Below are 25773 nucleotides of genomic sequence, written 5' to 3'. Positions count from 1 at the left end.
CGCAATTCGTTGAGATGCATCCTGTTTCTACCGTTACCGTCAGCGTTCCAGCCACAACTGCTAACTTGGGGCCGGGTTTTGATTGCATAGGCGCAGCTTTAACGCTGTACAACCAGTTCAAGTTCACCCGCCTGGAAGCGGATGCTGTAACACGACTCAGCATTACGGTCGAGGGAACAGAAGCCGCACGAGTCAACACGGGTGCTGATAATCTGGTTTATCAGTCATTTGTGAAATTGTACGAGCATATCGGGAAAACGCCACCGGCTGTGCAGATTGAGATCGAGCTGGGTGTGCCCCTGGCAAGAGGACTGGGGAGTTCGGCGACGGCAATTGTGGGAGGTTTGGTGGGTGCGAACTGTCTGGCTGGGGCACCTCTAGATGAAAATGAGGTGAGAAGAATTGCGATCGCTCTGGAAGGACATCCTGATAATGTGGTTCCAGCACTGTTGGGGGGGTGTCGTCTAGCAGCGACGGGTTTGAGTGACGAACCGCACAGACACGGAGAAAGCAAAGAAGAATGGGCAATTTGTGAGATTCCTTGGCATTCTGAGATTGTGCCAGTAGTCGCGATTCCGGATTTTGAACTTTCAACTGAAGAAGCGCGGCGAGTTTTACCAACTCAGTACAGTCGTGCTGATGCAATTTTTAATACAGCTCATCTGGGTTTATTGTTGCGAGGGTTGGAAACCGGCAGGGGTGATTGGTTGCGAGTTGCGATGCAAGACCGAATCCATCAGCCTTATCGGACAGCGTTGATTCGAGGATATGATGCTGTACGCTCGGCAGCAATGGCTTCTGGTGCTTTTGGGATGGTAATTAGTGGTGCGGGACCAACTTTATTAGCTTTAGCAGAGGCGGCGTTGGCACCGACAGTTGTGGAGGCAATGGCGGCGGCTTGGAAGGATGAGGGAATTATGGCACAAGTGCGATCGCTCTCGATTGACACCCACGGGGCGAAAACCTCTAATATTTCCTAAATTGGTCACTCAGATTTTTGCGTAACTGCTGAATTTGTCGAGATTGATTTCTAGGTCCTGAAACAAAAACGAGAACTTTATCCCCTTCAGGCGCACAAATTAAATAAGCTGACAGATTCCCAAATCGTCCGTAAGCTGCTTCTGTGATAACTCCTGTCTCTTGGGCATTACTACTTTTCAGGAATTCAAGCGCATTATCCAGACAGTTGTTCTGGCTGGTATCGTCTCTCCGATTCGTCACTCGGCTGACACTGTTGGTTTCATTGATTTCAATCCATTCGCTCCAGTTACTTGTAGTCATATCCGCTAAAGCAGGCATTGACTCATTTAGCAATCCCGTTTCCATACTTAAAATTGTGGCAATGACTAAAAACGAATTTGCTGTCTTTTTAAGACTAATTCGGTTCAACATAAGTTAGGTCAACAAACGGGTGAATTAATGTCGAGTAATCGTAACCCTGTAAATTGATTCACAAAATGCCAGAAGTTTTACGGAACTATTCACCTAAGTTAGGAAAGTAATTATGGAGCCAATTCAAGTAGAAATTGAAGCGATTCGCACTCAGATTGAGGCGCTCAAAGAAGAACGCGCCATCCTGAAAGTAGATCCAGTATTGCCAAGCTATAACACGCCAGAAGCAATCGTTGAGGCTTATCGTCGTCATGCTAGAGAAACAGCACAAATCTCTGCTGAAGTCAAGGGAATCGATGATGCGATCGCTGCCTTGGAAGCTAAATTGAAGGAGATCGGGCGATCGCAAGGATTGGCGCAACAGTTATTGCATGAGCGGACACAACATCCTCTCGCAGAGCAGGTAGAGGAAGGAAAACAACGCGCTCAGGATCGCGCTGAACGAATTAACGAACTGGCGGAGGAACTGAAGCAGGAAGTGCAAGCGCTCAAGGCGATCGCTGATGAGATTAGTCCCAGTTATTGGCAGTTATACAACAGACCTTTCATTACTGGATTTAGCAAAATTTCGGTTCCCTACGTCCGTTCGGATAGCACTGTGTGGATGATTACGAATCAAGTCGTGTGAACGGGAAAAACCTCTCTCTTAACCCCTCTCCGATTCGGAGAGGGGCTTTGAAGATAGCTTGCGCCCCTTAGAAAGGTAGGAAGGGGTGGACGGTTAGGTCTGGGAGCGCTGGCTATTTTTCCAGGTTCGCCAGTGTTTCCGGTAAAGGCGATCGCTCTTTTACCGGATAATTCCGCTGCTCAATTAAGCGCTGCAATTCTTTAACGCGCCTACCAGGGGCAGGATGGGAGGTCAAAAAATCAAAGCCTGCACCACTTTTGCGACTCATTCGAGCAAAAAAGTCGGTTGCACCCGCAACATGACCGTAAGTTTGTTGCAACAATGTTAAGCCAAACTCATCCGCCTCAGATTCCTGAGATTGAGAGAATCGGGAACTGCTAACAGCTTGAACACCCGTCGCCGCTGCCGATGATAACCCAGCAGCATCCCCAAAGACAGTAGCGATCGCAATGGGTAACAGTAGTTGTCGCACCAATGCCCGTAAATGATCGCGGTGGGCGAAATGCCCCAATTCATGCCCCAACACCATCATCAGCTCATTTTCCGATTCCGTCTGTTTCAGCAAACCGGCGTAGATGATAATGCGATCGCCCGGTAGCGCCAGCGCATTCACCGTATTATCGGGAACATATAGCACCCGATAATCTCGCTCTTGGCGTTGCTCGGAAGGCAACTTTGTCTCCAGCCTATCTAGCAGCTGATTTAGCGTATCTTGAGCCGGTGAGGGCTTCGCCAAGCGCTCATAAGCCGGGACAATGACGGCACCCAACTGTCGCTCCACGCTGGGAGGAATTACCCACACCAAGCTATTAATAAACAACCCCAGCAGCCAAATAACGCCGACGATAAATCCAATAAATAGCCCTAAGACAATCAGTAACTGGCGGTTATTGGGAGGTGGGTTGCGATCGCTCGATGTTGCAGTTCCAGACACTTTAGGCTTGCTCCAAAAACGCTATTGTTACTGCATTGCCTAGTTGCATCCGATATAGCAATGCATTGACCTTCTTTCTATTGCATCGTGAGTTACCTGCACGCGATCGCAATTCTCTATTTAGATGCCCTACAGTTCACCCCCACCCCATTTACCCACAGGGGTTCAATATTCTCCCCTCTCCGCGAACGGAGAGGGATTGGGGGTGAGGTTCCTCTCTATTTCCCTTAAGTAAGAACCGACATAACGCGACCGTCTAAAAGTTCTATTTCGTGCAGTTACAGCAAGATTCAGCTTAGTTACTACTCTTAACTGGACGGAACGGATTCAAGAAATTTACCAGTGCATAAAGCTCACGCGACTGAATCCATAAACGCCCCTTACCCCGGAAGCGGCAAACTAATCCTTCCCCGCCCAAAATTCCAGTTCTCAGCCCTTTAAATGACAAACCTCCCAACATTTCGACATTGTATTGTAACGAGTCTTCAAACGCCACAATATAGCCCGTATCTACTACATAATCACCGGCAACTGGAATTTCTACAATTGCCCCATAAGAACTAAACCAGATATCTCCTTGACCTGTTGCTCTCAGCAAAAACAACGACTCCCCACTAAAGAAGCCTTTAAAACCTTGAAATTTAGTATCAATTTCGACACTAGGGTTTGCTGCAACAAAACCCGAAGATTGCACCATCAATCCATTGCCACTCAAGTAGTAATGTTGAATATCTCCAGGGACTCCAGGCGAAACATAGAGTTGTCCTGCCCTTCCTTCAGCGGTAAATTCACTCAAAAATAAAGATTCACCGCCCAGCATCCGACCGATACCTTGCATTAAGCCACCTTTGACTTTGGACTTCATTTTAATGCAAGTATCCATTGCTGCCATTGCGCCCGATTCTACCAAGACAGTTTGATTTGCTTGTAAGTCGAGGCGTAGGGAAGCATAGGCTGGGGAATGCTCGATTTCGTAGGCAATCTCATTCATAATTATCCTTTGCTAATTCCTAATTGAAGGATGGGTAATCGTTCAAAATCTATTTATCAATGACAAATTCCCACTCTTTATCGCGGCGGAAGCTGAGAACCCACTAGCACCCCGAAGGCACCTGGATTGTGAGTTTGGCAAAACACTCGACCTTGCCCTTGAAACCGACAAACGAATCCTTCTCCGCCCAAAAACGAACCAATTAAACTGGAAGTTGCTTTTTTAATTTCAAACTTCAGGCTTTTCTCAAACGCCACAATATGTCCCGTGTCAACGATATATTCGCCATTCACAGGAATTTCATAAATCGCCCCAAAGGAAGAAAGCAGAACAGAGCCATGACCGCTAACATTTAACCAAAAAATTGATTCCCCAGAAAACAAAGATTTCAAGCCTTGAAATCCTAATTCAAGATCAACATCTGACTCGCTAGCAAGGTAAGAAGCAGATTGGACGACCAGCCCACATCCAGTCATTTGATAAAGTAAAATATCGCCCATCAATTTGGGAGCTAAAAATACTTCACCGCCAGCCGTGGGAGAGCGAAAAACGCTCAAAAACAGCGACTCACCGGCAACCATGCGTTTCAGCCCGCCCAAAATTCCGCCGCCTTTTCCTTGCCTTAAAGTCGTACTGGCATTGATATAACCGCTCATGGCAATCATCCTGCCAGCTTCTGCGACTAATTCTTCACCGGCACCGAGAGTAACGCGAGCGATCGCGCTATCCGGTTGATGTAAAACTTCCACATCCATCGCTTCAAATCCTCTTGATTTATGCACTCAGCAATTAAGCGAAAAAGCTATTACGATCGGCTTTTTCTTAACGAAATTTAGGACGTAAATATCCGACCAAACCCCCAATACTGCGAGATTGTAAATAAATTTCTCCTTGCCCCGTCAGCCGGTTGACTAACCCTTCCCCCGACGTGACAGAACCAAGCAAGCCACCTGCGAGTCCAACATTCATTTTGATGCCAGGTTCGTAGGCAACTAAGTGACCGCTATCAACCACAAATTCCCCGGTTATCCGTTTTTGAATGATGCCGCCATAAGCACCAAAAAATACCTGACCTTGACCGCTTAACTTCAGCTTAAACAGCCCTTCTCCTGAGATCCAGCTCTTAAAACCTGCCCACTGAACTCCCATTTTCACGCCTGGACTATGGGCAATATAAGCACCTGGTTGAAAGCAAATTTCTCGTCCGCCCCGCAAGTCAATACAAGCTATATCGCCAATGGTGGATTGAGTCAAGATTAAATTCAGAGGTTGCTGTGTATTGTTGGTAAAAACATTCACAAAAAGGGATTCCCCACCAAAGAATTTCTTTAGCAATCCAGAGATTAAACCCCCTGAAAATTCCGTCTTTATCGACAATTTGGCATCCATACTGGTCATAGCTCCCGCCTCAGCAGTGAGGCTATCACCTGGATTCAGGATGACAAAAATAGAGGCAAAGGCTGGTTTATAGCGAATTTCGTACTTCACCGACAAATCTCCTGCTTGTGGAGGATGCAAACCTATACAAGTCTGGCAGAAGTTTTTCCGGTATCCAGATTTTTTTAAGAAAAAGCAATAAGTCGATCCGGGGCGACTGAGGCGGCTTGGCTCTGGATTTAGGGCATTATTTAGCTTTGGGGAAGCAGCAACTTGACCGCGTGGTAGGTTGGAAGGAAGACTGTAACAGCATCCTTTCCTCCATGCGATCGCCTCAACCTCGAAAACAATTTGCTCAACACTGGCTGCGGAGTGACAAGGCGCTCAATCAAATTGTCGCCGCAGCGGAGTTATCCAGCAGCGAGTCGCCTGAGGGCGATCGCTCCGCTTCACGGGTCTTAGAAATTGGCCCCGGCACCGGCATCCTGACTCGTCGCTTATTACCTTTAGCTCAATCTGTTGTTGCGGTTGAAATTGACCGCGATTTATGTCAACTGCTGGCTAAACAATTAGGTAAAGTCGATCATTTTTTACTTTTGCAAGGCGATTTCCTTTCATTCGACTTAGACGCTCAACTTGCTCCTTTTCCAGCCTTCCAACATCCCAATAAAGTTGTTGCCAATATTCCTTACAACATTACCGGCCCAATTCTGGAAAAGTTGTTAGGTACCATTGCCCAGCCAGCCGCTAAGCCGTTTGATTCCATCGTGCTGCTGGTACAAAAAGAAGTCGCACAAAGGCTTTATGCCAAACCAGGCACGAAACATTTTGGGGCATTAACCGTGCGGGTGCAGTATTTGGCAGAGTGCGAGTTAATCTGTATTGTGCCAGCCGGAGCATTTTATCCGCCGCCCAAAGTAGATTCAGCGGTAGTGCGGCTGCGTCCGCGATTGATAGAACCGCCCGCCGATAACCCCAAGCACCTAGAGAATTTAGTCAAACTCGGCTTTGCCGAAAAGCGCAAAATGTTGCGAAATAATCTGAAAAGTGTGGTTGAGCGCGATCGCCTCACCCAAATACTGGAACAATTAGAAGTAAACCCTCAAGCCCGCGCCGAAGACTTGGGCCTTACCCAGTGGGTTGCTTTGAGTAATTTGCTCAAGCCTAACGACTAAAGTTGCGGCTACACAAACTCTTGTCAGGATGGTGCGCGGACTGAAAAGATCGCTTGTTTGACTAAGCCTGCTCTCGTCAAACTTGGTTTATGTAGCCCCAGTATGAGAGCCTGTGGGCATATATCTACAAAACCCTAATGCGTTCCTATACCCTGATTTCCCCAGCCAAAATTAATCTGTATCTGGAAATTATCAGCGATCGCCCGGATGGTTATCACGAACTGGCGATGGTGCTGCAAAGTGTTGGTCTGACCGACCAAATTGATTTGCGATCGCTTAGCACTGAATCCATCCAAGTTCACTGCGATCATCCCCTAGTACCGTCAGACAAAACCAACCTTGCCTACCGCGCAGCAGAATTGATGGCGGCAGAATTTCCCCAAGCTTTTGCCCAGTACGGCGGTGTCGAGATTAACATCAACAAACGAATCCCCGTGGGGGCAGGGTTAGCAGGGGGATCTAGCAATGCTGCTGCTGTTTTAATGGGAATCGATTTGCTGTGGCATCTAGGACTCACTCAGTCGGAATTGCAAGAACTGGCAGCAAAAATTGGCTCAGATGTCCCCTTTTGCATCGCGGGGGGGACAGCGCTGGCAACTGGGCGAGGCGAACAACTCTCTCCCCTCCCTAATTTGGAGCATCCCTGGGTGGTATTGGGCAAATACCGCAACCTTGCGGTATCTACACCCTGGGCTTATCAAACTTACCGGCAGAAGTATATCAGTACCTACGTTTCTGACGCTGATAGTTTAGAGGTTCGCAGACAACGGGTACATTCTGGAGCGATGGTTAACGCCATCTTCAAGAAAGATCAGGTGAAAATCGGTCAATTACTGCACAATGACTTAGAAAAAGTCGTATTGCCGGAGTATCCCCAAGTGCTGCGACTGCGGGAAGCGTTCTATGAAGCGGGGGTCTTGGGGGCAATGATGTCGGGATCGGGGCCAACTGTGTTTGCTCTCTCGGAATCAGAAGCCAAAGCACAACAAGTACAGCAGCACGTAAGAAAGTCAATCCCCGAACCCAATTTAGATTTGTGGGTAGCACCGTTTACCACCGCTGGGATTCGGGTTGTTGCCCATTGATTGCGCTAAATATTCATCACCGATCCCTAATTGCGAATCGCTCAATGAACCTATGAATAATCCAAACACTACAGATAACCCACCAGCCCCAGTCCAAACGCCCACGAGTCCTCTACGCTGTTTGAGTGGTGCGTCGATCGCAGGAGCAATGGCAACAGGTTGTTATTTCCTCACCAATTCAATTGCTCAAAGCTTTGCTGCCAAGCCCATCCACTCGGATAATGTAACGACCATCAATATTGCGATCGCTGTTCGCACCCTCGTTGTGGGCGTCAGCACGCTGGCAACCTCTATCTTTGCCTTAGTGGCTGTTGGTCTAGTTGCCTTAGCGATCCAAATCGCCTTTCAACGCTTGACGAATCGGACGCCTCCACCCAGTCAAAATTAGAATTCTTATCTAATTACTTTCAGGGCAAAGCGAGATACCCGTCGAGAGCTTTAGCATCCCAAAAGTCGGGTGGGCATTTTTATCTTGAGACAAATGGAATGAATCGGGGAAGCTTGCCGATGGTAGGTGCTAGCTTCCCAATTTTCTGCGCCGTTAGCGAACTAGAGCAATCCGCTTTGACCGGTGAGCCAGCCCATCAGATCCCAGACTTCTCTCCCGAAGTCTGGGATCTCACCTTTCCGAGTTATTTAGAATTGCTATGCCTAATCAAATGAGCAACTACTAGGGAAATTGTAATGATTATTACAATTTCGCACTGTCAAAAAGACTTGTCTTGGCAATTTTTTCTGATGCGGCTTTCTTGCCCATCACCGCCACAAACTCCTATTTTAAGGCAAGATGAGCTTGATTCTAGCTAACTTAGCTCGCATCTCCCGAAAGTCATTAAAAAGAATCAGTAAAAATGCCGATGACTGGTACGCCAAATTACCTGGAAATTAGAATTTAGGACTCAGCAACCAGTGTAAATTTTTCAAGAAGAATTATGAAGAATAGATGAAGTATGCAAATAAGTAATCACTCTAAAAAGACGGTTTTTAGCCTTTTCAACAGACTCGACAGTAACTTTCAAGACAAACTATGCTTCTGATTTCGTCGCAAATCTTGCTAACTTTATCTTTTCTTTAAAATCTCTGTTTAGAGGTGCGTAGAAATAGCAGATGATAGTCATAGAGAGGTTCGCTCCAAAAACTAGGATTAAAATACTCCTGGTTGAGCGAGGAGCATTACCGGCTGCAAAGATAAACCCGGTATTCCTGCTCTGCGGTGCCTGAGTTGCTTTTTTAGAAACCTATATTCAAGCAGCTACCATCAAGCTTACGTGTAATCAAACGGTGCATACTTATGACTGTCTCCCCTTGCCAGATAATCACAGCGAAGAACCAAGTGTGGCTTCCGGAAATCAAAGAGCCAGCAGAACTCATTGAGCAACTTTTGGCAATCGGGACAGCGCTTTCGAGCAGTCATAATTTAAAAGAATTACTGAATCTGATTTTATCGAAGAGTCGGGAAATTACTTGTAGTGATGCGGGGAGTGTTTATTTAGTAGAGCGAAGTAGTGACACTCCCAAGTTAGTGTTTAAGGTCGCGCAAAATGATTCTCAATGCAGCGATTCCTTTCAAGAGTTTTTGATGCCATTGACTCCGAAAAGTCTGGCAGGGTATGTGGCGCTGACAGGTGAAAGCTTAAATTTGCCGGATGCTTATAATTTACCCCTGGAAGTTCCCTATCAGTTGGATCGCAGTTTTGACAGCTCGATTCCTTACCATACTCGCTCCGTCTTAGTGCTACCCATGCAAGACGGTGAAGGGGAAATTATTGGGGTGCTTCAGCTAATTAATCGCAAGGTTAATCGTGATGCGATTGTCACGCCTGAAAATGTGCTGAATGTTACCCAACCTTATTCTGCTTGGGAAGAGCGCGTTGTGCGATCGCTTGCTTCTCAGGCGGCGATCTCGATCGAACGCAATCAGCTGCAAGAAAGTATTGAAAATCTATTTGAAGGCTTTGTTAGAGCTTCTGTCCAAATTATTGAAACACGAGATCCCACAACATCCGGGCATTCCGAACGAGTTGCCGACTTAGTGGTGCGTCTCTCGCAAGAAGCCAGTACAATTACCACGGGATCGCTGCGGTCAATTTATTTTAACGAACGCCAAATCCAAGAAATTCGCTACGCCGCACTGTTACATGACTTTGGCAAAGTCAGTACACCCGAAGCCATTCTGGGGAAGCAGAAAAAACTCTACCCATCCCAGATAGAGGTGATTCGTAACCGCTTTGCTGTGGCGCAGCGAACGCTGGAAATGGAATGCGCCCAGACTAAATTTAAGTATTTACTGGAGCATCCCAGCCATCAACATAAAGATTCGGAAATTGTCTGTTCCCACTGCCAACAGCTACAACAATTAGATAGTCAGTTAGAGGATGCGATCGCGCAACTCAATGAATATTGGCATCTCCTACTAGAGGCGAACGAACCCCACATTCTCGCCCAAGAGCTTCCAGAACGGCTCCAAGAGCTGTCTGGTTACACTTATCAAGATGTGGATGGACAGATCAAGCCTCTCCTCTCACCGACAGAGATTGCTCAGCTAATGGTGCCACAAGGCAACCTGACAACCGAAGAGCGTTTAATCATCCAAGCGCACGTCACGCACACTTTTGAGTTTCTCAACCGGATACCCTGGACGAAACACCTCAAAGATGTTCCCGCGATCGCCGCAGGGCATCACGAAAAACTCGACGGGAGTGGCTACCCTCAAGGCTTGAAACAGGAAGCGATTCCAATTCAGTCTCAGATATTGACAATTGCGGATATTTATGATGCTCTTACAGCAAGCGATCGCCCCTATAAGCGCCGCTTGCCCGTAGAAACTGCCCTGAAAATCCTCAAAGCAGAAGCCGCCCAAAACAAAATCAACAGCGACCTCGTTACCCTGTTTGAGCAACGCCAAGTTTTCGCTGCTTTGGGACATTCCCTCTCAGTTCCAGCTCCTTCAGCCGCCTGATTCCGTAGGATAGCCATTTAAGGTTGAAATGTTGGATCGGATTAAAACGTTAAATTTTAACCGACCAACGTTTTAAAGTATCAACATTTCAACCCTCGACTGAGTATCAGCCGTCCTTCGATTAGCACTTTGCAATTCTTATCTTTCACCCAACTTTTCCCCACCCATTCCCCAGCCTTTCCACAAAGGCGTTCAACTTTTTCCACAGGTTCTCTGACCTTTTCCACAGGGTTGAACACTCGGATCGGGTTTTGCTGTTCTATTGGGGATTTTTCTAAAAGACAGTAACTCAGCCGAGAGCAACCGAGTTTTTGTAAAGATAAGTAACAAAAATCCGCCTACAAAGCTGATTAACTCGTGAATATTTTTTAGACATACCCCGGCCTGTAATATTTCGCAGCATTGACAACCCTACCCCCTCTCAGCAGACAATGATGCGACGGTCAGTGTGATTGGCAACTGCAAGACTGACCCTTGTAAGGGCATGGGCCTGTTGCGCCCTTACCCATAGACAACGCAAAGGAATTCTATGAACACAAATATCAGTATCTTGGCAGAAATTCCCGAAGACCTACACGAATCTCTCAAAGATTACCTGGAAACTCATCCCGATTGGGATCAAGACCGGGTATTTGCCGCAGCGCTGTCGCTGTTCTTGCTGCAAAATGGTAATGGCAGCACCCCAGAAGCTTCGCACAGTTATCGCAAAGCAGCACGGGTCTATCTGGAAACTCTCTTCCAGCACTCAGTTTGAAAAATTGCTCTGCTACCCTTGCAAAAACTTGTTGATTTTACAGAGTTTGACTGTAGAGGACACGATTGATGGCTTATTTCTGGTTTAAGGCTTTTCACATTGTCGGCTTTGTGGTTTGGTTTGCAGGCTTGTTCTACCTAGTACGTTTATTTATTTATCACGTAGAGGCGTCGGAACAGCCAGAACCTGCCCAAACGATTCTGAAGAATCAGTATCAGATTATGGAAAAACGCCTTTACAACATCATCACTACACCGGGCATGATTGTCACGGTAGCGATGGCAATTGGTCTGGTAAGTACTGAGACTGAAGTGCTACGAGAGAGTTGGTTGCATATCAAACTCGGTCTGGTGACTGCTTTGATTGGCTACCATCATTACTGTGGTCGTCTCATCAAACAGTTAGCCGAAGACCGATGCACCTGGAATAGTCAGCAGTTACGCGCTTTGAATGAAGCGCCGACGTTACTTTTAGTGGTGATTGTTTTGCTGGCTGTGTTTAAGAATAGCCTGCCTACAGACATTACCACTTGGCTCGTTGTTGGGCTGATTGTGACGATGGCAGCGACCATTCAGCTTTATGCGAAAAAGCGCAAGCGAGACCAAGAAAAACTCATGGCTTCTGTTCCCCAAGAAGAGGCTCAACAAGTAATCTGACGAAGTTAGCGATCGCTTCTTAATTCGCTTGACCCAGGTTAGTGGTTACTAATCATCGACAATTGATAATGGACAATCAAAAAATGACCACTGACAATGGAAAGGCAACCTCTACTCTAGTGATTCCCCAGCTAATCGTTGGTCTGGGGAATCCAGAACCCAAGTACGAGAAGACGCGACACAATATCGGGTTTGAAGTGATTGATGCCTTAGCGCGTTCCTGGCAAATTTCCAAGAGTGAAAATCGCAAGTTCCAGGGGGAGTTTGGGGAGGGACGCGGATTACACGGAGACAAGGTGCGGTTACTCAAACCCCTTACCTATATGAATCTCTCCGGACAGGCAATTCGCGCGGTGACGGATTGGTATAAATTGCCGCCAGAGTCTGTCCTAGTAATTTATGACGATATGGATTTGCCGCTGGGAAAGATTCGCTTGCGTCTTTCTGGTTCGGCTGGGGGACATAATGGGATGAAGTCTGCGATCGCTCATCTCGGTACTCAAAATTTCCCTCGATTGCGGATTGGCATCGGTAAAACCAAAGTAGAACAGGACACGGTTTCCCACGTCTTGGGTCGGTTTTCCCCTGATGAAAGTAAAGCTTTGTCTGATGTCATGCAACTCGTGGTTGAGGCGGTGGAGTTGAGCCTCAAACAAGGAGTTGAGAAATCTATGAGTCTTTACAATAGCCGTAGTGTTATGGCAAATAAAGAATCTAAAGAAGCGCCCTAGCTGATGCTGTAGTGGTAGCACGCCAGGGCAACTCACTTTTGTTACCCAAAACGTCTTTTTTTGCGGCGGGCAGCAGTTGCCTTGCGCTTGCGCTTTTCTATGGGAGTTTCAAAATGCCGCCGATATCTAAAATCTGCTAAGATTCCAGCCTTGGATACTTGCCGTTTGAAGCGGCGCAAAGCTGATTCTATTCCCTCATTTTCGCCTAAAACCACTTGGGTCATTCTTGATGATTCCTCTGTATAGGTGATTAAGTTGCTTTTCGGGTGTGAACTTAATCCACGATCGATGGCTTCGCTTGAGCGATCGCAGCTTTCGTTCATTCCTCCTGCGATTGGAGCAGGGGCAAGGGTTATGACCATGTCCCTACTGCCGTTTTCGGTGTGTTTCGGGTAAAGACTTGGCTGCCGAGTCTCTAGTGCCCTACTCACCTCCAGACCCTTTGCGTACTGGAGTTGTACAGACCCAATATCGCTTCTGTACAAAGCTTTTTGCTTATTGTTTTTCCCGACGAGTGCGATTAGCCTACCAACGTACTCAGTCTCGAACTTCCAGGAGCAGCCCTACCTTATTCAGTCGCTCTGAGTACCTGAGATGACTCCAGCCAAACGACGGGCGAGCAGCACACTTAAGCTACCCTAAGCATTGATTGTACCATGCGCCACCCAGCATCTTACGACTAACCTGGTCTGGTGTAGTCGTAAGATGCTGGGCGCATTTTTACTCAATTTTGACCAACTAACACTGCTAGTCCCTAACCGAAATCAAGCAGAGAATTACAGGCAATCGATCTTTGCTGTTATTCCAATCTCAAGTTGACATGATTAAGCCACTAGCTCAATAGCGCCGGGAAGAGAAATTTCCTCCTCCTCCTTGACCGCTCCTGCTTCCTGGACTGCGACTCCCACCCCTATCTTCACGGGGTTTGGCTTTATTTACTTTCAGGGTGCGACCCATCCACTCTGCTCCATCGAGGGCTTCAATTGCAGCTTCCTCTTCAGCATCCGTTCCCATTTCCACAAATCCAAAGCCACGCATCCGCCCCGTTTCTCGATCTGTAGGCAGCTGAACTCGTTTAACGGTTCCGTACTCTGTAAAGACAGATGTGAGATCGTCTTGCGTAACTTCGTAGGATAGGTTTCCTACATATATCGACACGGAAATATCTCCACCATTCAATATTTTCAAGCTCCAGTTTCGGAGAGCTATTTGCCCACACAGTAGAGATAAACTTGCTGCGCGAGTAACAAAGCTTACATCCGATTCTGATTCACGAGCAAGATTCTAGCATAAAATTTATTTTCTGCATCGAACCGTTCCTAACTTTTCATTAAGCAGGCGTACAAAATCAGGGGAAAACTGTTTTTCACCAGCAGCAGAAGTCGGATTTCTTCGTCTGTGTACCCTCCTTGCGCCCCCGCGAACCCCCTCAATTCCTCCACTAAGGGAAGGAGGCTTAGGGGGTTAGGGATTGTATTTGAGCTAACTGTTACCATTTCACTTTTGTGAGGCTACACATCAGCTTTCCTGAACCCCTGCTGAATTCGGGGCAATAGACAGATGAAATGTAGTGGTAATTGGAAAAACTAGAAAAGTAAAAAATAATGCCTCTTGCCTTCGTTGGGGCAATCAGCGGCAATTCCTGATAATATTTAGCTCATAATATTTGGCTCAAGCAGGAAACATCAGCATCCCCAAAGTGTAGGCTTAAAGCTACATTCAGATTTTCCAGAGATTTGATTAACCACGGCACACCATCTCTGGCATAAGACTCGTAGTGGTTAAAAAGAATTGAAAATCGCTTTTCCAAGTAGGGCTTGACCTTGCGGCACAGCAGCACTATTTTCAAAAGCAAGCCGGTTGTGAATGTCGCCCCCAAATTCGTAATCAGATCGACGAAGACATAGTGATTCGGTCGCTGCGGACTTTCTACCACTAAAAAGTTCAACAATTGACTACAAGTTCGGACAATCAAGAATTCGCTAGGTCTTTGGGAATCGCTATTCGGGAGAGTGTTTTTTAGCTGGGCATACAAGCGCTCGTTAAACTGACGTTTACCAAATTCTGGGTCAATGGAAGCGGTCAGATATTCGTATAAATCCCATTTAAAAGCTCTGTAGGAAGGTGTTTGGCTAGTGTGGGTGAGGAAGCGCTGTGATAAATCCCGGTAGGTGTGGGAGCCTTCTACTTTGCCGTAAAATTGTTTGAGAGCAACACCCAGTTCGCGATCGCTCAATAACGTTGGATTCGTCACCGGCTGGATAATTCGTTCGCGTTGACTGGGGCAAGTCTGACGCGACACTTGGGCACGCCGTACTTGGTAAGTCACGTACTGAGACAAATCGACTTCAAATCCCCGCTGAATTCGGGATTGAATTTGCCGAACTGTTTGCTGATGCTCGTAAGAGCTGTCTTCACTCAACAGGCAATGTTCATATAGGTAGGGATACCGGCGAATTAAGCTTCCTAAAGGCTTAGAGTCATTGCCAGCTGCCTCTGCGGCTTGACTCATCACCTGGGCTAGCCGTCGCAGGGTCAGATATTGCTCCGTCTGGTTGAAAATCCTTACCAGTTCCCGCAAACGTCTGGCTCCGCGAGAGCGAACCGTTCCCATGACCGGAGGCGTCTGGAATATTTCTACCAAATCCGGGATGGACGCTTGGAGATTGGGGTGCATCTGCCAGCGATTGATCAGAATATGGCAGCACCGATTAAGAATAAACCGGAATTCCTGCTCAGCCTGCTTGGAAGTCGTAATTCTCTCCAGCGCCATCCAGATTTTTGGCTCTGAATACCCCACGCCATCCATGAACAGCTGGCGAAATCGCTCGATCATCCGACTGGGTGATTCATGTTGAACCCAGTAAAGCAAATGATCGTAAAGCTGCTGCTCTTCAGTGCTAGTGTGTCGGTGATAACAGTCTGTCCAGGTTGTCACTTCAATGCCCCCCTACGTACGCACGCTAGGGCTGAGTTTATATCAGTTCGGTTGATTCGGTTTATTTCTATTGCAACTGTCGTGTAGTAGACGCTTGAATCGATGCACCCTAAATATCACCCTGATAAGGGGGCTATTTTCTATACTCCTATAATCGGAGAAAGATTACCCCAAATAGAGCATATCTTGGTTGATTCTTCAAATGGTTCCGCAAATATGCGGCAAAATTGTGAAGTTTCGATGAAGTAGAAATACGGATGCCGCAGAGCATCAATTATTCACTTCGCGCATCTACCTCTAAAGTAGTGGGACAAGATAGCGGATTATGTGATGGAAATCACTGCTCAAAATGCATCTTTTGTTCTAACGCTTTGCGTAGTGCATGATAAGGATGAATCTTCTTGAATGAACATAAGCCTCATGCCTTGTCACGTCCTCCTCTCTCAAATAGCCCAAATCATAGGGGCGAAACCAATCAATCTATCTGACGCCGAATTAGCAAGATATGTTGCAGGAATTACAACTGACACCCGTAGTCTGAAGCCGGGGGAAATTTTTGTGGCACTACGGGGAGACAAGTTTGACGGGCATGAGTTTGTGGAAACGGCTCTAGAAAAAGGAGCGATCGCAGCCATTACTGACCACCCATTGTCGGGATCTCTTCCACATTTGTGCCTAGAAGACACCTTGAAAGCATATCAGATGATCGCTCATTGGTGGCGCTTGCAGTTCGATATCCCTGTAATCGGTATAACTGGCTCGGTAGGTAAAACCACTACCAAAGAATTAATTGCAGCAGTTTTGTCAACAAAGGGCGACATTCTTAAAACTCAGGCTAACTACAACAACGAAATTGGTGTTCCCAAAACACTATTAGAACTTTCACCAATGCATAACTATGCTGTTATTGAAATGGCAATGCGTGCTAGGGGTGAAATTGCCCTATTAACACAAATTGCACAACCTTCTGTAGCGGTAATTACGAATGTGGGAACCGCGCATATCGGGCGGTTGGGTTCGGAGGAAGCGATCGCCCAAGCGAAATGCGAATTACTCGCGGAAATGCCTTCCAATAGCATCGCTGTTCTGAATCACGACAACCGCTTGTTAATGGAAACTGCGGCAACAGTTTGGCAAGGGCAAACCATTACCTACGGCTTGGAAGGGGGAGATTTACGCGGGGAATTGATTGATAACGAGACATTGTGCGTCGAAGGGGTGCATCTGCCGTTACCGCTACCGGGGCGTCATAATGCATCTAATTTTCTGGCAGCCTTGGCAGTAGCTAAAGTTCTCCAGGTTGACTGGAAATCGTTAACCGCCGGTTTGTCGGTAAATCTCCCATCTGGGAGGGCGCAGCGCTACGATTTGCCCAACGATGTTGCCATTTTGGATGAAACCTACAATGCTGGGCTAGAGTCAATGCTGGCGGCACTGCAATTGTTGGCACAAACGCCAGGAAAAAGGCATATTGCGGTTCTGGGGACGATGAAGGAATTGGGAGAGCGATCGCCCCAATTCCACTTTGCAGTTGGAGAAGCGGCGCGGCGGTTGAATCTAGACGCTTTGCTGGTGTTGGTAGATGACAAAGAAGCCGAAGCGATCGCTCTGGGTGCTGCCCCTTTACCTGCTGAGTGCTTTTCGACGCATCAGGCTGTGGTAGAGCGTTTGAAAGAAATGGTGCAAGAAGGCGATCGCATCCTTTTCAAAGCCTCCCATTCAGTAGCCTTAAGCCGAGTTGTCAATCAACTTCGCACCGAATTAACTGACTAATTATTTCAAATTCCCAATACCCCGTAGAGGCACCTCTACGGGGTGTCCACACCAAACAAGAAGTCACCCCAAAATGGCTAAGAAATTAGACCAAATCCTTGTGGTTGATATTGAATCAACTTGCTGGCAAGGAAATCCACCCGCTGGGCAAGAAAACGAAATCATCGAAATTGGGATTTGTCCAATTGATATCGCTACGGGAGATCGCTTGGAAAAAGAAAGTATCCTCGTGAAACCCGAACGTTCCCAAGTTAGTCAATTTTGCACCAATCTAACCACATTAACTCAAGCACAAGTTAATCTAGGAATTTCTTTTGAATCAGCCTGTTCAATTTTAAAGAAAAAATATTTATCAAAAGATAGAGTTTGGGCAAGCTACGGCGACTACGACCGAAAACAATTTGAAAAACAATGCCAATCTCGCCATATCAGTTATCCTTTCGGAAACCGACATATAAATATCAAAACTCTTTTTGGGATTATTCATGCCATGCCAAATGAAATTGGCATGGATATGGCATTAGAATTACTGAATCTTCCCCTTGAAGGAACTCACCATAGAGGAGGAGATGATGCTTGGAATATAGCCGGTATTTTATCGATATTAATATTACAAAAAAGAATAAATTTAACACTAGGTGCAAGTTGAAAACTTAAACTCACCCATTCGTTATGCCCGCGGAAACACCAACACCCACATTACTTCCATCGATTCTCTTAGGTTCAGCAGAGGCTGATAGCGAGTTGCACTTCTTTGAGCTTAGCTTGGAAGTATCTGAAGTTTAGCATCACAAAAGTTAAATAGTATTAGTATAAGTTAGCTGAAAATAAAATTGGGGCAACAACCTGTGGGGAAATATTATCAATAGCTGCAATAATACTCATCTTGTTCCCCATAAAATATTTTTTTTATATTTATCAATAAAAAAAAACGCAAATATAATGAACGCTTTTTAGAGAGGATATTGCCTGCTGTCCCCAGGTAGACCAATTAAGTGAAAGTAGATAGAATCTAGAAGCAAAATTATTTTAGTGTCTTAGTAGTCCTGAGTCCTTAGTCAAGAGGTAGTAGGTAATCAGCGATCGTTCTTACCAACTACCCACCACCCACGATCCACTACCCACTATCCATGAGCAAGAAAACTATTTGCCTAGTTTTAACTTTGTTTTTGGTGGCCTGCGGTGCAACCGGAAGCAAGATTACACCTACACCTGAGGCTGGAAAAGCCGGGACTTTTAAAGTAGCGATGCTTTTTCCTGGCCCTATAAATGACAAAGGTTGGAATCAATCAGGTTACGAAGGGCTGAAATTAATTGAAAAAGAACTTGGGGCTGAGGTGGCTTATAGTGCTAGCGTTCCTGAAGCTGATGGTGAGAAACTTTTTCGTCAATATGCCCAAAAAAGTTTTGATTTCCTCATCAGTCATGGTGATGAATATCGCGACGCCGCCGAAACAGTTGCCAAAGATTTTCCCCGCACTAAATTTGCCCTCATGAGCAGTTATGCCGGTAACAATAAAAACGTGGGTGCTTTGGCATTTCGGAGTGGGGAAGTGGGTTATCTAACTGGGGTCGTTGCCGGACTCAAAACCAAAACTAAAAAAGTTGCCTTTATTGGCGGTCAAGCATATCCAGTGATGGAAGAAGAGGCTATCTTATTTAAACGGGGTGTCCGGGCAACGAAACTGGACAGTACAGTTTCTATCAAGTGGCTTAACAGTTGGTCAGATGCAGACAAAGCTAGAAAAATTGCCCAAGAGCAAGTAGCAGCGGGAACTGACGTTTTAGTCGTTGATGCCGATAGAGCCAATATAGGTGTTATTAAAGTAGCTGCCCAAAGTAAGGGCGTTTACGTTATCAGCTGGAGACATGCCACCAATGAGATTGAAAATCAGCACAAACTGGCTCCAAAGACGATTGTTACCAGCGTTATCCAGCAGGTGCCTATGTTAATGCTGGAGGGAGCAACTTTGGTACAACAGGGGCGATGGGAAGGCAAGCAATACAAGTTTGGGCTGCTAGAGGAAGTCCAAGATTTAGCTCCTTTTTACGGCTCGTTAACTCCAGAGCAAGAAGCTTTCGTCGCTTCTGTTAAGCAAGAGATCGTCACTGGCAAAATAGATGTTTCACCCTAGAGGCAATTTACATCGCTTCTGTAGGGGCTTTAAACAATTGCGAATCAGCGGGTGCAACTTTCTGAGCTAGGAGGCACGATGAACAAAAGAAATCGCAACAGTGCTTCGCATCAAGCTAATACAGGTATAAATTTACCTTTATCTTGGCTTTCTTCAATTGCAAATCAGCTGAGATACGGCCTGGTCTTGCTAGTCGTTTCAACACTATTGCTCACTTCTGGAATTTTAATCTATCTAAGCTTTCAAGCTCAATTGCAACAAGTAGAAATTGTCCAACAAGAGCGTAGTCATGCGGCTGCTGGGGAAATCAATGCTTACTTGGATGACTTGCAGCGGAAACTAAGCTATTTAGCGAGAGTGCAAGGATTGACCGATCTTTCGCCTGAGATTCAAGATAGATTTCTGGAAGCGTTAACCCGCCACAATAGTGCTTATGAAACAGTGGCAATTTTTAATGATAAGGGTAACATTGTTTCTTCCTCTTCGCCTTATGGTAAAGCAATTTTCTATCAAGAAGAAGCTTCTACATCATTTTTACAAGCTTTTAGACAACAGGAAGATTTTGTCAGCCCCGTTAGAATTGACCCTAAGACTCACTTGCAGACGGTCATCTTAGCTGTGCCCATTCGCAATCAACAGGATGAAATTAATGGCGTTTTAATGGCTTGGATCAATTTAAAGTTTCTCTGGAATGTTCTCTCTCACACCAAAGTAGGGAAGACGGGTTATGCTTATGCGATCGATAATCGCAATTATTTAATTGCTGAGAAAGGAAAATCTCCTGAAAATTTTAATCTGAAAGACCTCTCAGACTACCCATTCATCCAAAAATTAACTAAATTAAATGGTGCAAAACGGCTGACTACTTATCAAGGTTTGCGAGGTGTTGAGGTAGTGGGAGCCATTTCTACCATCCGTACTGGGCGCTGGAAGGTGGTGGTAGAACTACCCACCGTTGAAGCCTACGCTCCGGTGCGAAAAATGCTTTTGGTGATGGGGATAGCATTGAGCGTGGCGATGCTAGTGGCAATTGAGCTGGGTTGGTTCTTCTCCCGGCAAATTGTATTACCTTTGCAGCGTTTAACAAAAGCAGCAGCCCAAATTAGTGGGGGAAATCTAGATACGGAAGTCACAGTTAGACAAGGCAATGAATTGGGGGTATTAGCGACCACTTTTAATGAAATGACGTCTCAATTGCGGGGACTCATTAAAGATTTGAGGAAGGAGCGAAATTTTGTTTCTGCAATCCTTGATACGGCTGGTGCTTTAGTGGTAGTTCTCGATTGCCAAGGACGAATCATCCGTTTTAATCGAGCTTGCGAGAAAACAACTCAATATTCATTTGAAGAAGTCAAGAACAAATATTTCTGGGATTTATTTATAATTCCGGAGGAATTGGAACCCGTCAAAACTATCTTTAAAGCTCTTCAATCAGGGGAATTTCCTAAGACTAATGAAAACTACTGGGTAACGAAAGATGGAAGCCGAAGACCGATTGCTTGGTCGAATACGGTTCTCGTCGATGCGGATAGCTCAGTTAATTACATTATCAGTATTGGGATAGATATCACCGAACGAAAACGAGCGGAAGAGGCTCTGACGCGAAGTGAGGAACTATACCGCACGCTTGCAAGAAACTTTCCGAACGGCGCAGTTTTCTTATTCGATCAAGACCTCCGTTACACGATTGCTGAAGGTGCAGGATTAGCTGCGATTGGTCTTTCTAAAGAGTTGTTAGAAGGAAAGATGCTTTGGGAGACATTACCTCGTGAAACTTGTGAATTGTTAGAGCCGACTTATCGGGCGGCGCTGGCAGGAAAAGGCACTGTTATTGAAGTTCCTTACAATAATTCGTCTGATAGCGATCGCGCTGCTTCCAGGATCTATCTTTTGCACGCACTTCCCGTCAAAAATGAGGGCGGAGAAATTTTTGCGGCAATGGTGATGACGCAAGACATTACCGATTGGAAGCAAGCAGAGGAGAAACTACGCCAAGAAAGAGACTTTAACACCACGATTGTCCAAACTTCTCCAGCTTTTTTTGTGGCTATCAATCCGGATGGCACCGTCAGGATGATGAATGACGCAATGCTTCACGCTCTTGGTTATACCTTTGAGGAGGTTTTAGGAACTGATTATCTTTCAACTTTTATTCCCCAAAGCGATCGCGCAATCGTTTCTGAAGTCTTTGAGCATGTCATCCAACTACAGCAACTGCCTCAAAGGCACAACTACGTGCTTACCAAACAAGGCGAAAAACTGCTAGTAGAATGGCACGGAAAGTCGGTTGCGAAAGAAAATGGGGAACTTGACTTTTTCTTTGGGTTAGGAATTGATATTACCGAGCGCCAGCGTGCAGAAGAGGCGCTGTTACTCTCGGCGGAGCGCGATCGCTTGTCGGGCGCGATGGCACTCCGGATTCGACAATCACTCGATATTCAGCAAATTCTAGATACTACTGTGATAGAAGTCCGAAATTTTCTGTTAGCAGATCGGGTTTTTATCAGTCGTATTTATAGCAATTTTGAGGTGGTTGCGGAATCGGTCGCTCCCCCTTGGCGACCTGTTTTGGGATGGAGTCCCACAGATGAAGAACATATGCAACAAATCAGAGCGATGTTTGAGAATAAAACTATCCACGTTGTCAAAGATACTTCTCAAATAGAGCTTTCTTCAGCCATTTCTCAAGATTTTTCCAATTATCACATCAAAGCTTATCTGGCTGTACCGATTCTTCTGAACGACGAGCCGTGGGGAATCCTGATGGTCGATCAATGTACAACCCCGCGTGACTGGAAACAATTGGAAATTGATTTGCTTTCATCGCTGTCAACTCAAGTGACGATCGCCATTCAGCAAGCAAAACTCTATCAACAAGTACAGGATCTCAATGCTAGTTTGGAACGTCAAGTTGAGACGCGCACTGCCCAACTTATTCAAAAAATGGAGGAACTCAAAGAGCTGAACGAACTCAAAGATGAGTTTCTTCATGCAGTTTCTCACGATCTTCGCACGCCGATTATGGGAATGTCCTTGGTAGTGAATAACTTGTTGAATAAGCCAGGAGACACGATTCCCATTCCTCGCTCAATTTTAGAGCGGATGATCCAGAGTAGCGATCGCCAACTGGGTTTAATCAACTCTCTCCTCGAAGCGCATTCCAGCGAAGTTCGCGGCGTTGTCCTCCAATATGAGTTTGTAGAATTGAGTACGTTGATTCAAGCGATCGCAGAAGACTTAGAACCGCTGCTATCAAAACATCAAGCGTCGCTGATCAATCGAGTTCCCGACGATTTACCGGGCGTGACAGCCGATCCATTGCAGCTGAGGCGAGTTTTTGAAAATTTGCTCACCAATGCCCTGAACCATAACCCACCCGGACTTCGCATCACCTTGGAAGCCACCATAGAAGAAGAGATGATCCATTGCACCGTTGCTGATAACGGCATCGGGATGACTCCAGAAGCGTGCGATCGCCTTTTCGATCGTTATGTTCGAGGAAATCGCGCCCGTTCTGCTGGCATCGGTCTAGGGTTATATCTTTGTCGGCAAATCATCACCGCTCATGGGGGACAAATTGGTGCCATTAGCGCCCCCGGAACGGGAGCAACTTTCTGGTTCACATTACCTTTAGCAACCTCACCAGAGGCAGAAAAAGCTGGTTAGTTCATCGTCATTATTGCGTTACCACTGACTAATGACCGATCGCTAAAAATCACCCAATCGGGTGAGTCACCTGCACGAAGGCGATCGCCAGTGCTTATTGTAACTTGGAATAAGACTGAATAATACTGAAAATGAAGGGTGAGTGCAATGTTGAAAAAGAAATTCTTGGCTCAGAGAACTCAATCACGTGCTGCTCATCAATCAGTTTTTCAGTGTCATCCCATATCTAGGAAGGACATGGTTTCTGATTTAAATTATTTACAAGCTTTACGGGCTTGCTGTCGAGATGAAGCAGCTTTTGAACAGTTAAAGCTGCTCCTGAATTTGGAGGAAGAAAGTGTTGAAGAAATAGTCAGCCAAACTCAAACCCAAGTCGATTCAGATTTTCAGTTCCCAACTGTCACCCATTCCTGGGAAAATCTTTTACCCGCAGAAATTTCCCTGGCACAAAGTGACTCAACACTTGAAAAAGTGGCAGCAAATAAGCTGGGAATTATTTTTCAGCTTCTCAATTGTGATGATTCTCGCTGGTTACTATTTGCCCATTCCGGTTGCCAAGAATTCTTAGAATTAGCATCTTATTCAGCTTATACAGACCCACCTCTGCTATGGAACCTGATCCATCCAGACGATCGGGAAGCTTATGAACAATCATTAGTTATTTCGGCAGCGAATCTTCAACCTTGGATATGGGAAGGTCGTGTGATTACCAAATCGGGCAACCTCAAGTGGATGCAAACTGCGGCTCGACCTATTTTGCAAGGAAATAATGACATTTATTGGAATGGTTTACTGATAGATATTACCGAGCGCAAGACTCGCGAAGAGGCACTCTTGCTTTCGGAAGAAAAGTTTTCTATAGCGTTTCGTTATAGCCCTGATGCTATGAGTATTACAACCTTCAATGAGGGGCGTTATATTGATGTCAATGATAGCTATCTCCGCCTTAGTAATTATAAAAAAGAAGAAGTTATTGGTTGTACCTCACTTGAAATCAATGCCTGGGTGAATCCAGAAGATCGCATTAGGATGCAACAGATGTTGCGGGAACAGGGAGCGATTCACAACCAGGAATTTGAGTTTCGCAAGAAGTCTGGCGAGGTAGGAATCTATTTATTTTCAGCAGAAATTGTCAACATTAATGGCGAATCATGCTTAGTTTCTGTAAGGAGCGATATTACTGAGAGCAAAGCTGCTGAAGCTTTGGCTCGCGCCACCGCAGAACGCGATCGCTTGCTCTACGAGATTGCCTTGCGGATTAGGCGATCGCTCGATTTGAATGAAATTCTCAACACCACAGTTGAAGAAGTTAGGCAGTTTTTGCACGCGGATCGCGTGTTTATTAGTTACTTTGATGAAAAGGGGCAAGGTACAACCGTTGCAGAGTCAGTAGATCCTAATTTTCCGTCAATTTTAGGTTGGGTTACGGAGAACGTTGCTTACAAAGAAGTTCAACAAATATTTGAACTCGATCGCATCCGAGTTGTCAACGATACAACAAAAGTAGAAAAATCTGCATTTATCGCTGAATACCACAATCGATATCAAGTCAAAGCTGGCATTGGTGTTCCAATTATGCTAGGAGACAAACTTTATGGCATCTTAATTGCCAATCAATGCTCTGCACCACGGGAGTGGCAGCAGTATGAAATTGACTTGCTCGATCAACTGGGAGTACAGGTAGCGATCGCAATTCAGCAATCTTCTCTCTTCCAACAAGTACAAACGCTAAATGCTAATCTAGAACGCCAAGTAGAAGAACGTACCGCTCAGCTACAGCAGAAAATGCAGGAACTGCAAGAGCTGAACCGGATTAAAGACGTTGTTTTACATACAGTTTCTCACGATCTTCGCACCTCGGTTCAGGGCACTATCATGGTGTTAAATAATTTGCTCGGCTCGCCAGAAGAAAAAGTGACCATTCCTCGCTCTCTTGTAGAGCGAATGATCCAAGGCAACGAACGCCAACTGAGCATGATTAAGTCATTAATCGAAACCAATACTAACGAAAATAGAGGGGTTGTTCTTCAGCGAGAGTTAGTTCAATTAAATACATTGGTTCCGGCGATTCTCCGAGACTTGCAACCCATGCTGGCGGAAAATCAAGCAACTATCAAAAATATGATGGCGGCAAATTTACCGTTAGTCATGGTCGATCCGTATCAGAGTCAGCGGGTTTTTGAAAACCTATTCACCTATGCTTTAAAACAAAATCCGCCTGGATTGAAATTGACCCTAAAAGCTAAAGTTGATAAGCAGATGATTCGCTTTACCATAGAGGATAATGGTAGAGGAATGAGTCAGCTTGAGTGCGATCGCTTATTCAATCTCTTCGTCCGCGATCCTCAAGCTCGCTGCTCGACTAACATCGGGTTAAAATTGTATCTCTGTCGGCAAATTATTACCGCTCACGGCGGAGAAATTGGAGTGACAAGTCGCCCGAATCGCGGCTCTACTTTCTGGTTTACCTTCCCTTTGGCAACAGCGGAAAGTTAAAACTGCAAAATTAAAAAGTTTAAAGTCTATCTTTTATTTTTAAATTTTTCATAGAGTTACTTGCGATCGCTTCTTCCCCTGTG

General features: G+C 45.8%; 22 protein-coding genes. 14 read left to right on the top strand and 8 right to left on the bottom strand.

Features of this window, described 5'->3' with window-relative positions; translation table 11 throughout:
- Positions 1-14 precede the first annotated feature (14 nt).
- Positions 15-980 (top strand): homoserine kinase, encoded by a 966-nt coding sequence (gene thrB, locus H6F52_RS04190; protein ID WP_190524047.1) that lies wholly within the window; start codon positions 15-17, stop codon positions 978-980.
- Here thrB and H6F52_RS04185 read toward each other — a convergent pair.
- A complete protein-coding gene (locus H6F52_RS04185; RefSeq protein ID WP_190429155.1) occupies positions 967-1392 on the bottom strand; it encodes a hypothetical protein in 426 nt (141 codons plus the stop codon). The genes thrB and H6F52_RS04185 overlap by 14 nt on opposite strands.
- 112 nt (positions 1393-1504) lie before the next feature.
- Between H6F52_RS04185 and H6F52_RS04180 the strand changes: the two genes are divergently transcribed.
- Complete coding sequence (locus H6F52_RS04180) at positions 1505-2020, top strand: hypothetical protein (RefSeq protein WP_190429154.1); 516 nt, start codon at positions 1505-1507, stop codon at positions 2018-2020.
- Positions 2021-2132: 112 nt separating this feature from the next.
- Here the strand turns inward: H6F52_RS04180 and H6F52_RS04175 are convergent, their stop codons facing one another.
- From H6F52_RS04175 to H6F52_RS04160, 4 genes are all read right to left on the bottom strand, one after another.
- Entirely contained in the window at positions 2133-2954 is an 822-nt protein-coding gene (locus H6F52_RS04175) for a M48 family metalloprotease (RefSeq protein WP_190411602.1), read from the bottom strand.
- A 295-nt stretch (positions 2955-3249) separates the two neighbouring features.
- Positions 3250-3948 carry a TIGR00266 family protein gene (locus H6F52_RS04170; protein WP_347276185.1) on the bottom strand — a complete coding sequence of 233 codons (699 nt, stop codon included), beginning with the start codon at positions 3946-3948 and terminating at the stop codon, positions 3250-3252.
- 74 nt (positions 3949-4022) lie between these two features.
- Positions 4023-4700, bottom strand: a complete 678-nt coding sequence (locus H6F52_RS04165; protein ID WP_190532124.1) for a TIGR00266 family protein — start codon at positions 4698-4700, stop codon at positions 4023-4025.
- Between the two features lie 67 nt (positions 4701-4767).
- Positions 4768-5433 (bottom strand): TIGR00266 family protein, encoded by a 666-nt coding sequence (locus H6F52_RS04160; protein WP_190429149.1) that lies wholly within the window; start codon positions 5431-5433, stop codon positions 4768-4770.
- A 212-nt stretch (positions 5434-5645) separates the two neighbouring features.
- Here H6F52_RS04160 and rsmA point away from each other — a divergent pair, with 212 nt between their 5' ends.
- From rsmA to pth, 7 genes are all read left to right on the top strand, one after another.
- Positions 5646-6497, top strand: coding sequence for a 16S rRNA (adenine(1518)-N(6)/adenine(1519)-N(6))-dimethyltransferase RsmA (gene rsmA, locus H6F52_RS04155; protein WP_190532248.1), 852 nt, complete (start codon positions 5646-5648; stop codon positions 6495-6497).
- Between the two features lie 137 nt (positions 6498-6634).
- A complete protein-coding gene (ispE, locus tag H6F52_RS04150; protein WP_190411598.1) occupies positions 6635-7582 on the top strand; it encodes a 4-(cytidine 5'-diphospho)-2-C-methyl-D-erythritol kinase in 948 nt (315 codons plus the stop codon).
- A gap of 52 nt (positions 7583-7634) precedes the next feature.
- Entirely contained in the window at positions 7635-7970 is a 336-nt protein-coding gene (locus H6F52_RS04145; RefSeq protein ID WP_190411597.1) for a DUF3082 domain-containing protein, read from the top strand.
- Between the two features lie 903 nt (positions 7971-8873).
- Positions 8874-10541, top strand: a complete 1668-nt coding sequence (locus H6F52_RS04140; protein ID WP_190411596.1) for an HD family phosphohydrolase — start codon at positions 8874-8876, stop codon at positions 10539-10541.
- A 529-nt stretch (positions 10542-11070) separates the two neighbouring features.
- On the top strand, positions 11071-11295 hold the full coding sequence (locus tag H6F52_RS04135) for a DUF2811 domain-containing protein (protein ID WP_190411595.1): 225 nt from the start codon (positions 11071-11073) through the stop codon (positions 11293-11295).
- 68 nt (positions 11296-11363) lie between these two features.
- Positions 11364-11951 (top strand): protoporphyrinogen oxidase HemJ, encoded by a 588-nt coding sequence (hemJ, locus tag H6F52_RS04130; protein ID WP_190524058.1) that lies wholly within the window; start codon positions 11364-11366, stop codon positions 11949-11951.
- An 83-nt stretch (positions 11952-12034) separates the two neighbouring features.
- Positions 12035-12682 carry an aminoacyl-tRNA hydrolase gene (pth, locus tag H6F52_RS04125; RefSeq protein WP_190411593.1) on the top strand — a complete coding sequence of 216 codons (648 nt, stop codon included), beginning with the start codon at positions 12035-12037 and terminating at the stop codon, positions 12680-12682.
- 41 nt (positions 12683-12723) lie between these two features.
- On the opposite strand, the gene rpsU is transcribed toward pth, so the two are convergent.
- From rpsU to H6F52_RS04110, 3 genes are all read right to left on the bottom strand, one after another.
- A complete protein-coding gene (rpsU, locus tag H6F52_RS04120) occupies positions 12724-12906 on the bottom strand; it encodes a 30S ribosomal protein S21 (RefSeq protein ID WP_190411722.1) in 183 nt (60 codons plus the stop codon).
- A 613-nt stretch (positions 12907-13519) separates the two neighbouring features.
- The gene (locus H6F52_RS04115) at positions 13520-13840 is read right to left on the bottom strand and encodes an RNA-binding protein (RefSeq protein ID WP_190411592.1); all 321 of its coding nucleotides are present in this window, start codon (positions 13838-13840) and stop codon (positions 13520-13522) included.
- Between the two features lie 499 nt (positions 13841-14339).
- Positions 14340-15620 (bottom strand): hypothetical protein, encoded by a 1281-nt coding sequence (locus tag H6F52_RS04110; RefSeq protein WP_190524064.1) that lies wholly within the window; start codon positions 15618-15620, stop codon positions 14340-14342.
- A gap of 420 nt (positions 15621-16040) precedes the next feature.
- Here H6F52_RS04110 and murF point away from each other — a divergent pair, with 420 nt between their 5' ends.
- The 5 genes from murF to H6F52_RS04085 all read left to right on the top strand — a co-directional run bounded on the left by murF (position 16041) and on the right by H6F52_RS04085 (position 25690).
- Positions 16041-17393, top strand: coding sequence for a UDP-N-acetylmuramoyl-tripeptide--D-alanyl-D-alanine ligase (gene murF, locus H6F52_RS04105; protein WP_190532245.1), 1353 nt, complete (start codon positions 16041-16043; stop codon positions 17391-17393).
- 73 nt (positions 17394-17466) lie between these two features.
- On the top strand, positions 17467-18042 hold the full coding sequence (locus H6F52_RS04100; RefSeq protein ID WP_190532122.1) for a 3'-5' exonuclease: 576 nt from the start codon (positions 17467-17469) through the stop codon (positions 18040-18042).
- Between the two features lie 481 nt (positions 18043-18523).
- Positions 18524-19528 carry a BMP family protein gene (locus tag H6F52_RS04095; protein WP_190532120.1) on the top strand — a complete coding sequence of 335 codons (1005 nt, stop codon included), beginning with the start codon at positions 18524-18526 and terminating at the stop codon, positions 19526-19528.
- A 78-nt stretch (positions 19529-19606) separates the two neighbouring features.
- A complete protein-coding gene (locus H6F52_RS04090; RefSeq protein ID WP_190532119.1) occupies positions 19607-23194 on the top strand; it encodes a PAS domain S-box protein in 3588 nt (1195 codons plus the stop codon).
- A gap of 237 nt (positions 23195-23431) precedes the next feature.
- On the top strand, positions 23432-25690 hold the full coding sequence (locus tag H6F52_RS04085) for a PAS domain S-box protein (protein ID WP_190532116.1): 2259 nt from the start codon (positions 23432-23434) through the stop codon (positions 25688-25690).
- The last annotated feature ends 83 nt before the right edge of the window (positions 25691-25773 follow it).

This window comes from Coleofasciculus sp. FACHB-542 (assembly GCF_014695825.1).
Lineage (GTDB): Bacteria > Cyanobacteriota > Cyanobacteriia > Cyanobacteriales > FACHB-T130 > FACHB-T130.
This window is presented reverse-complemented; position numbering and strand designations above follow the sequence as displayed.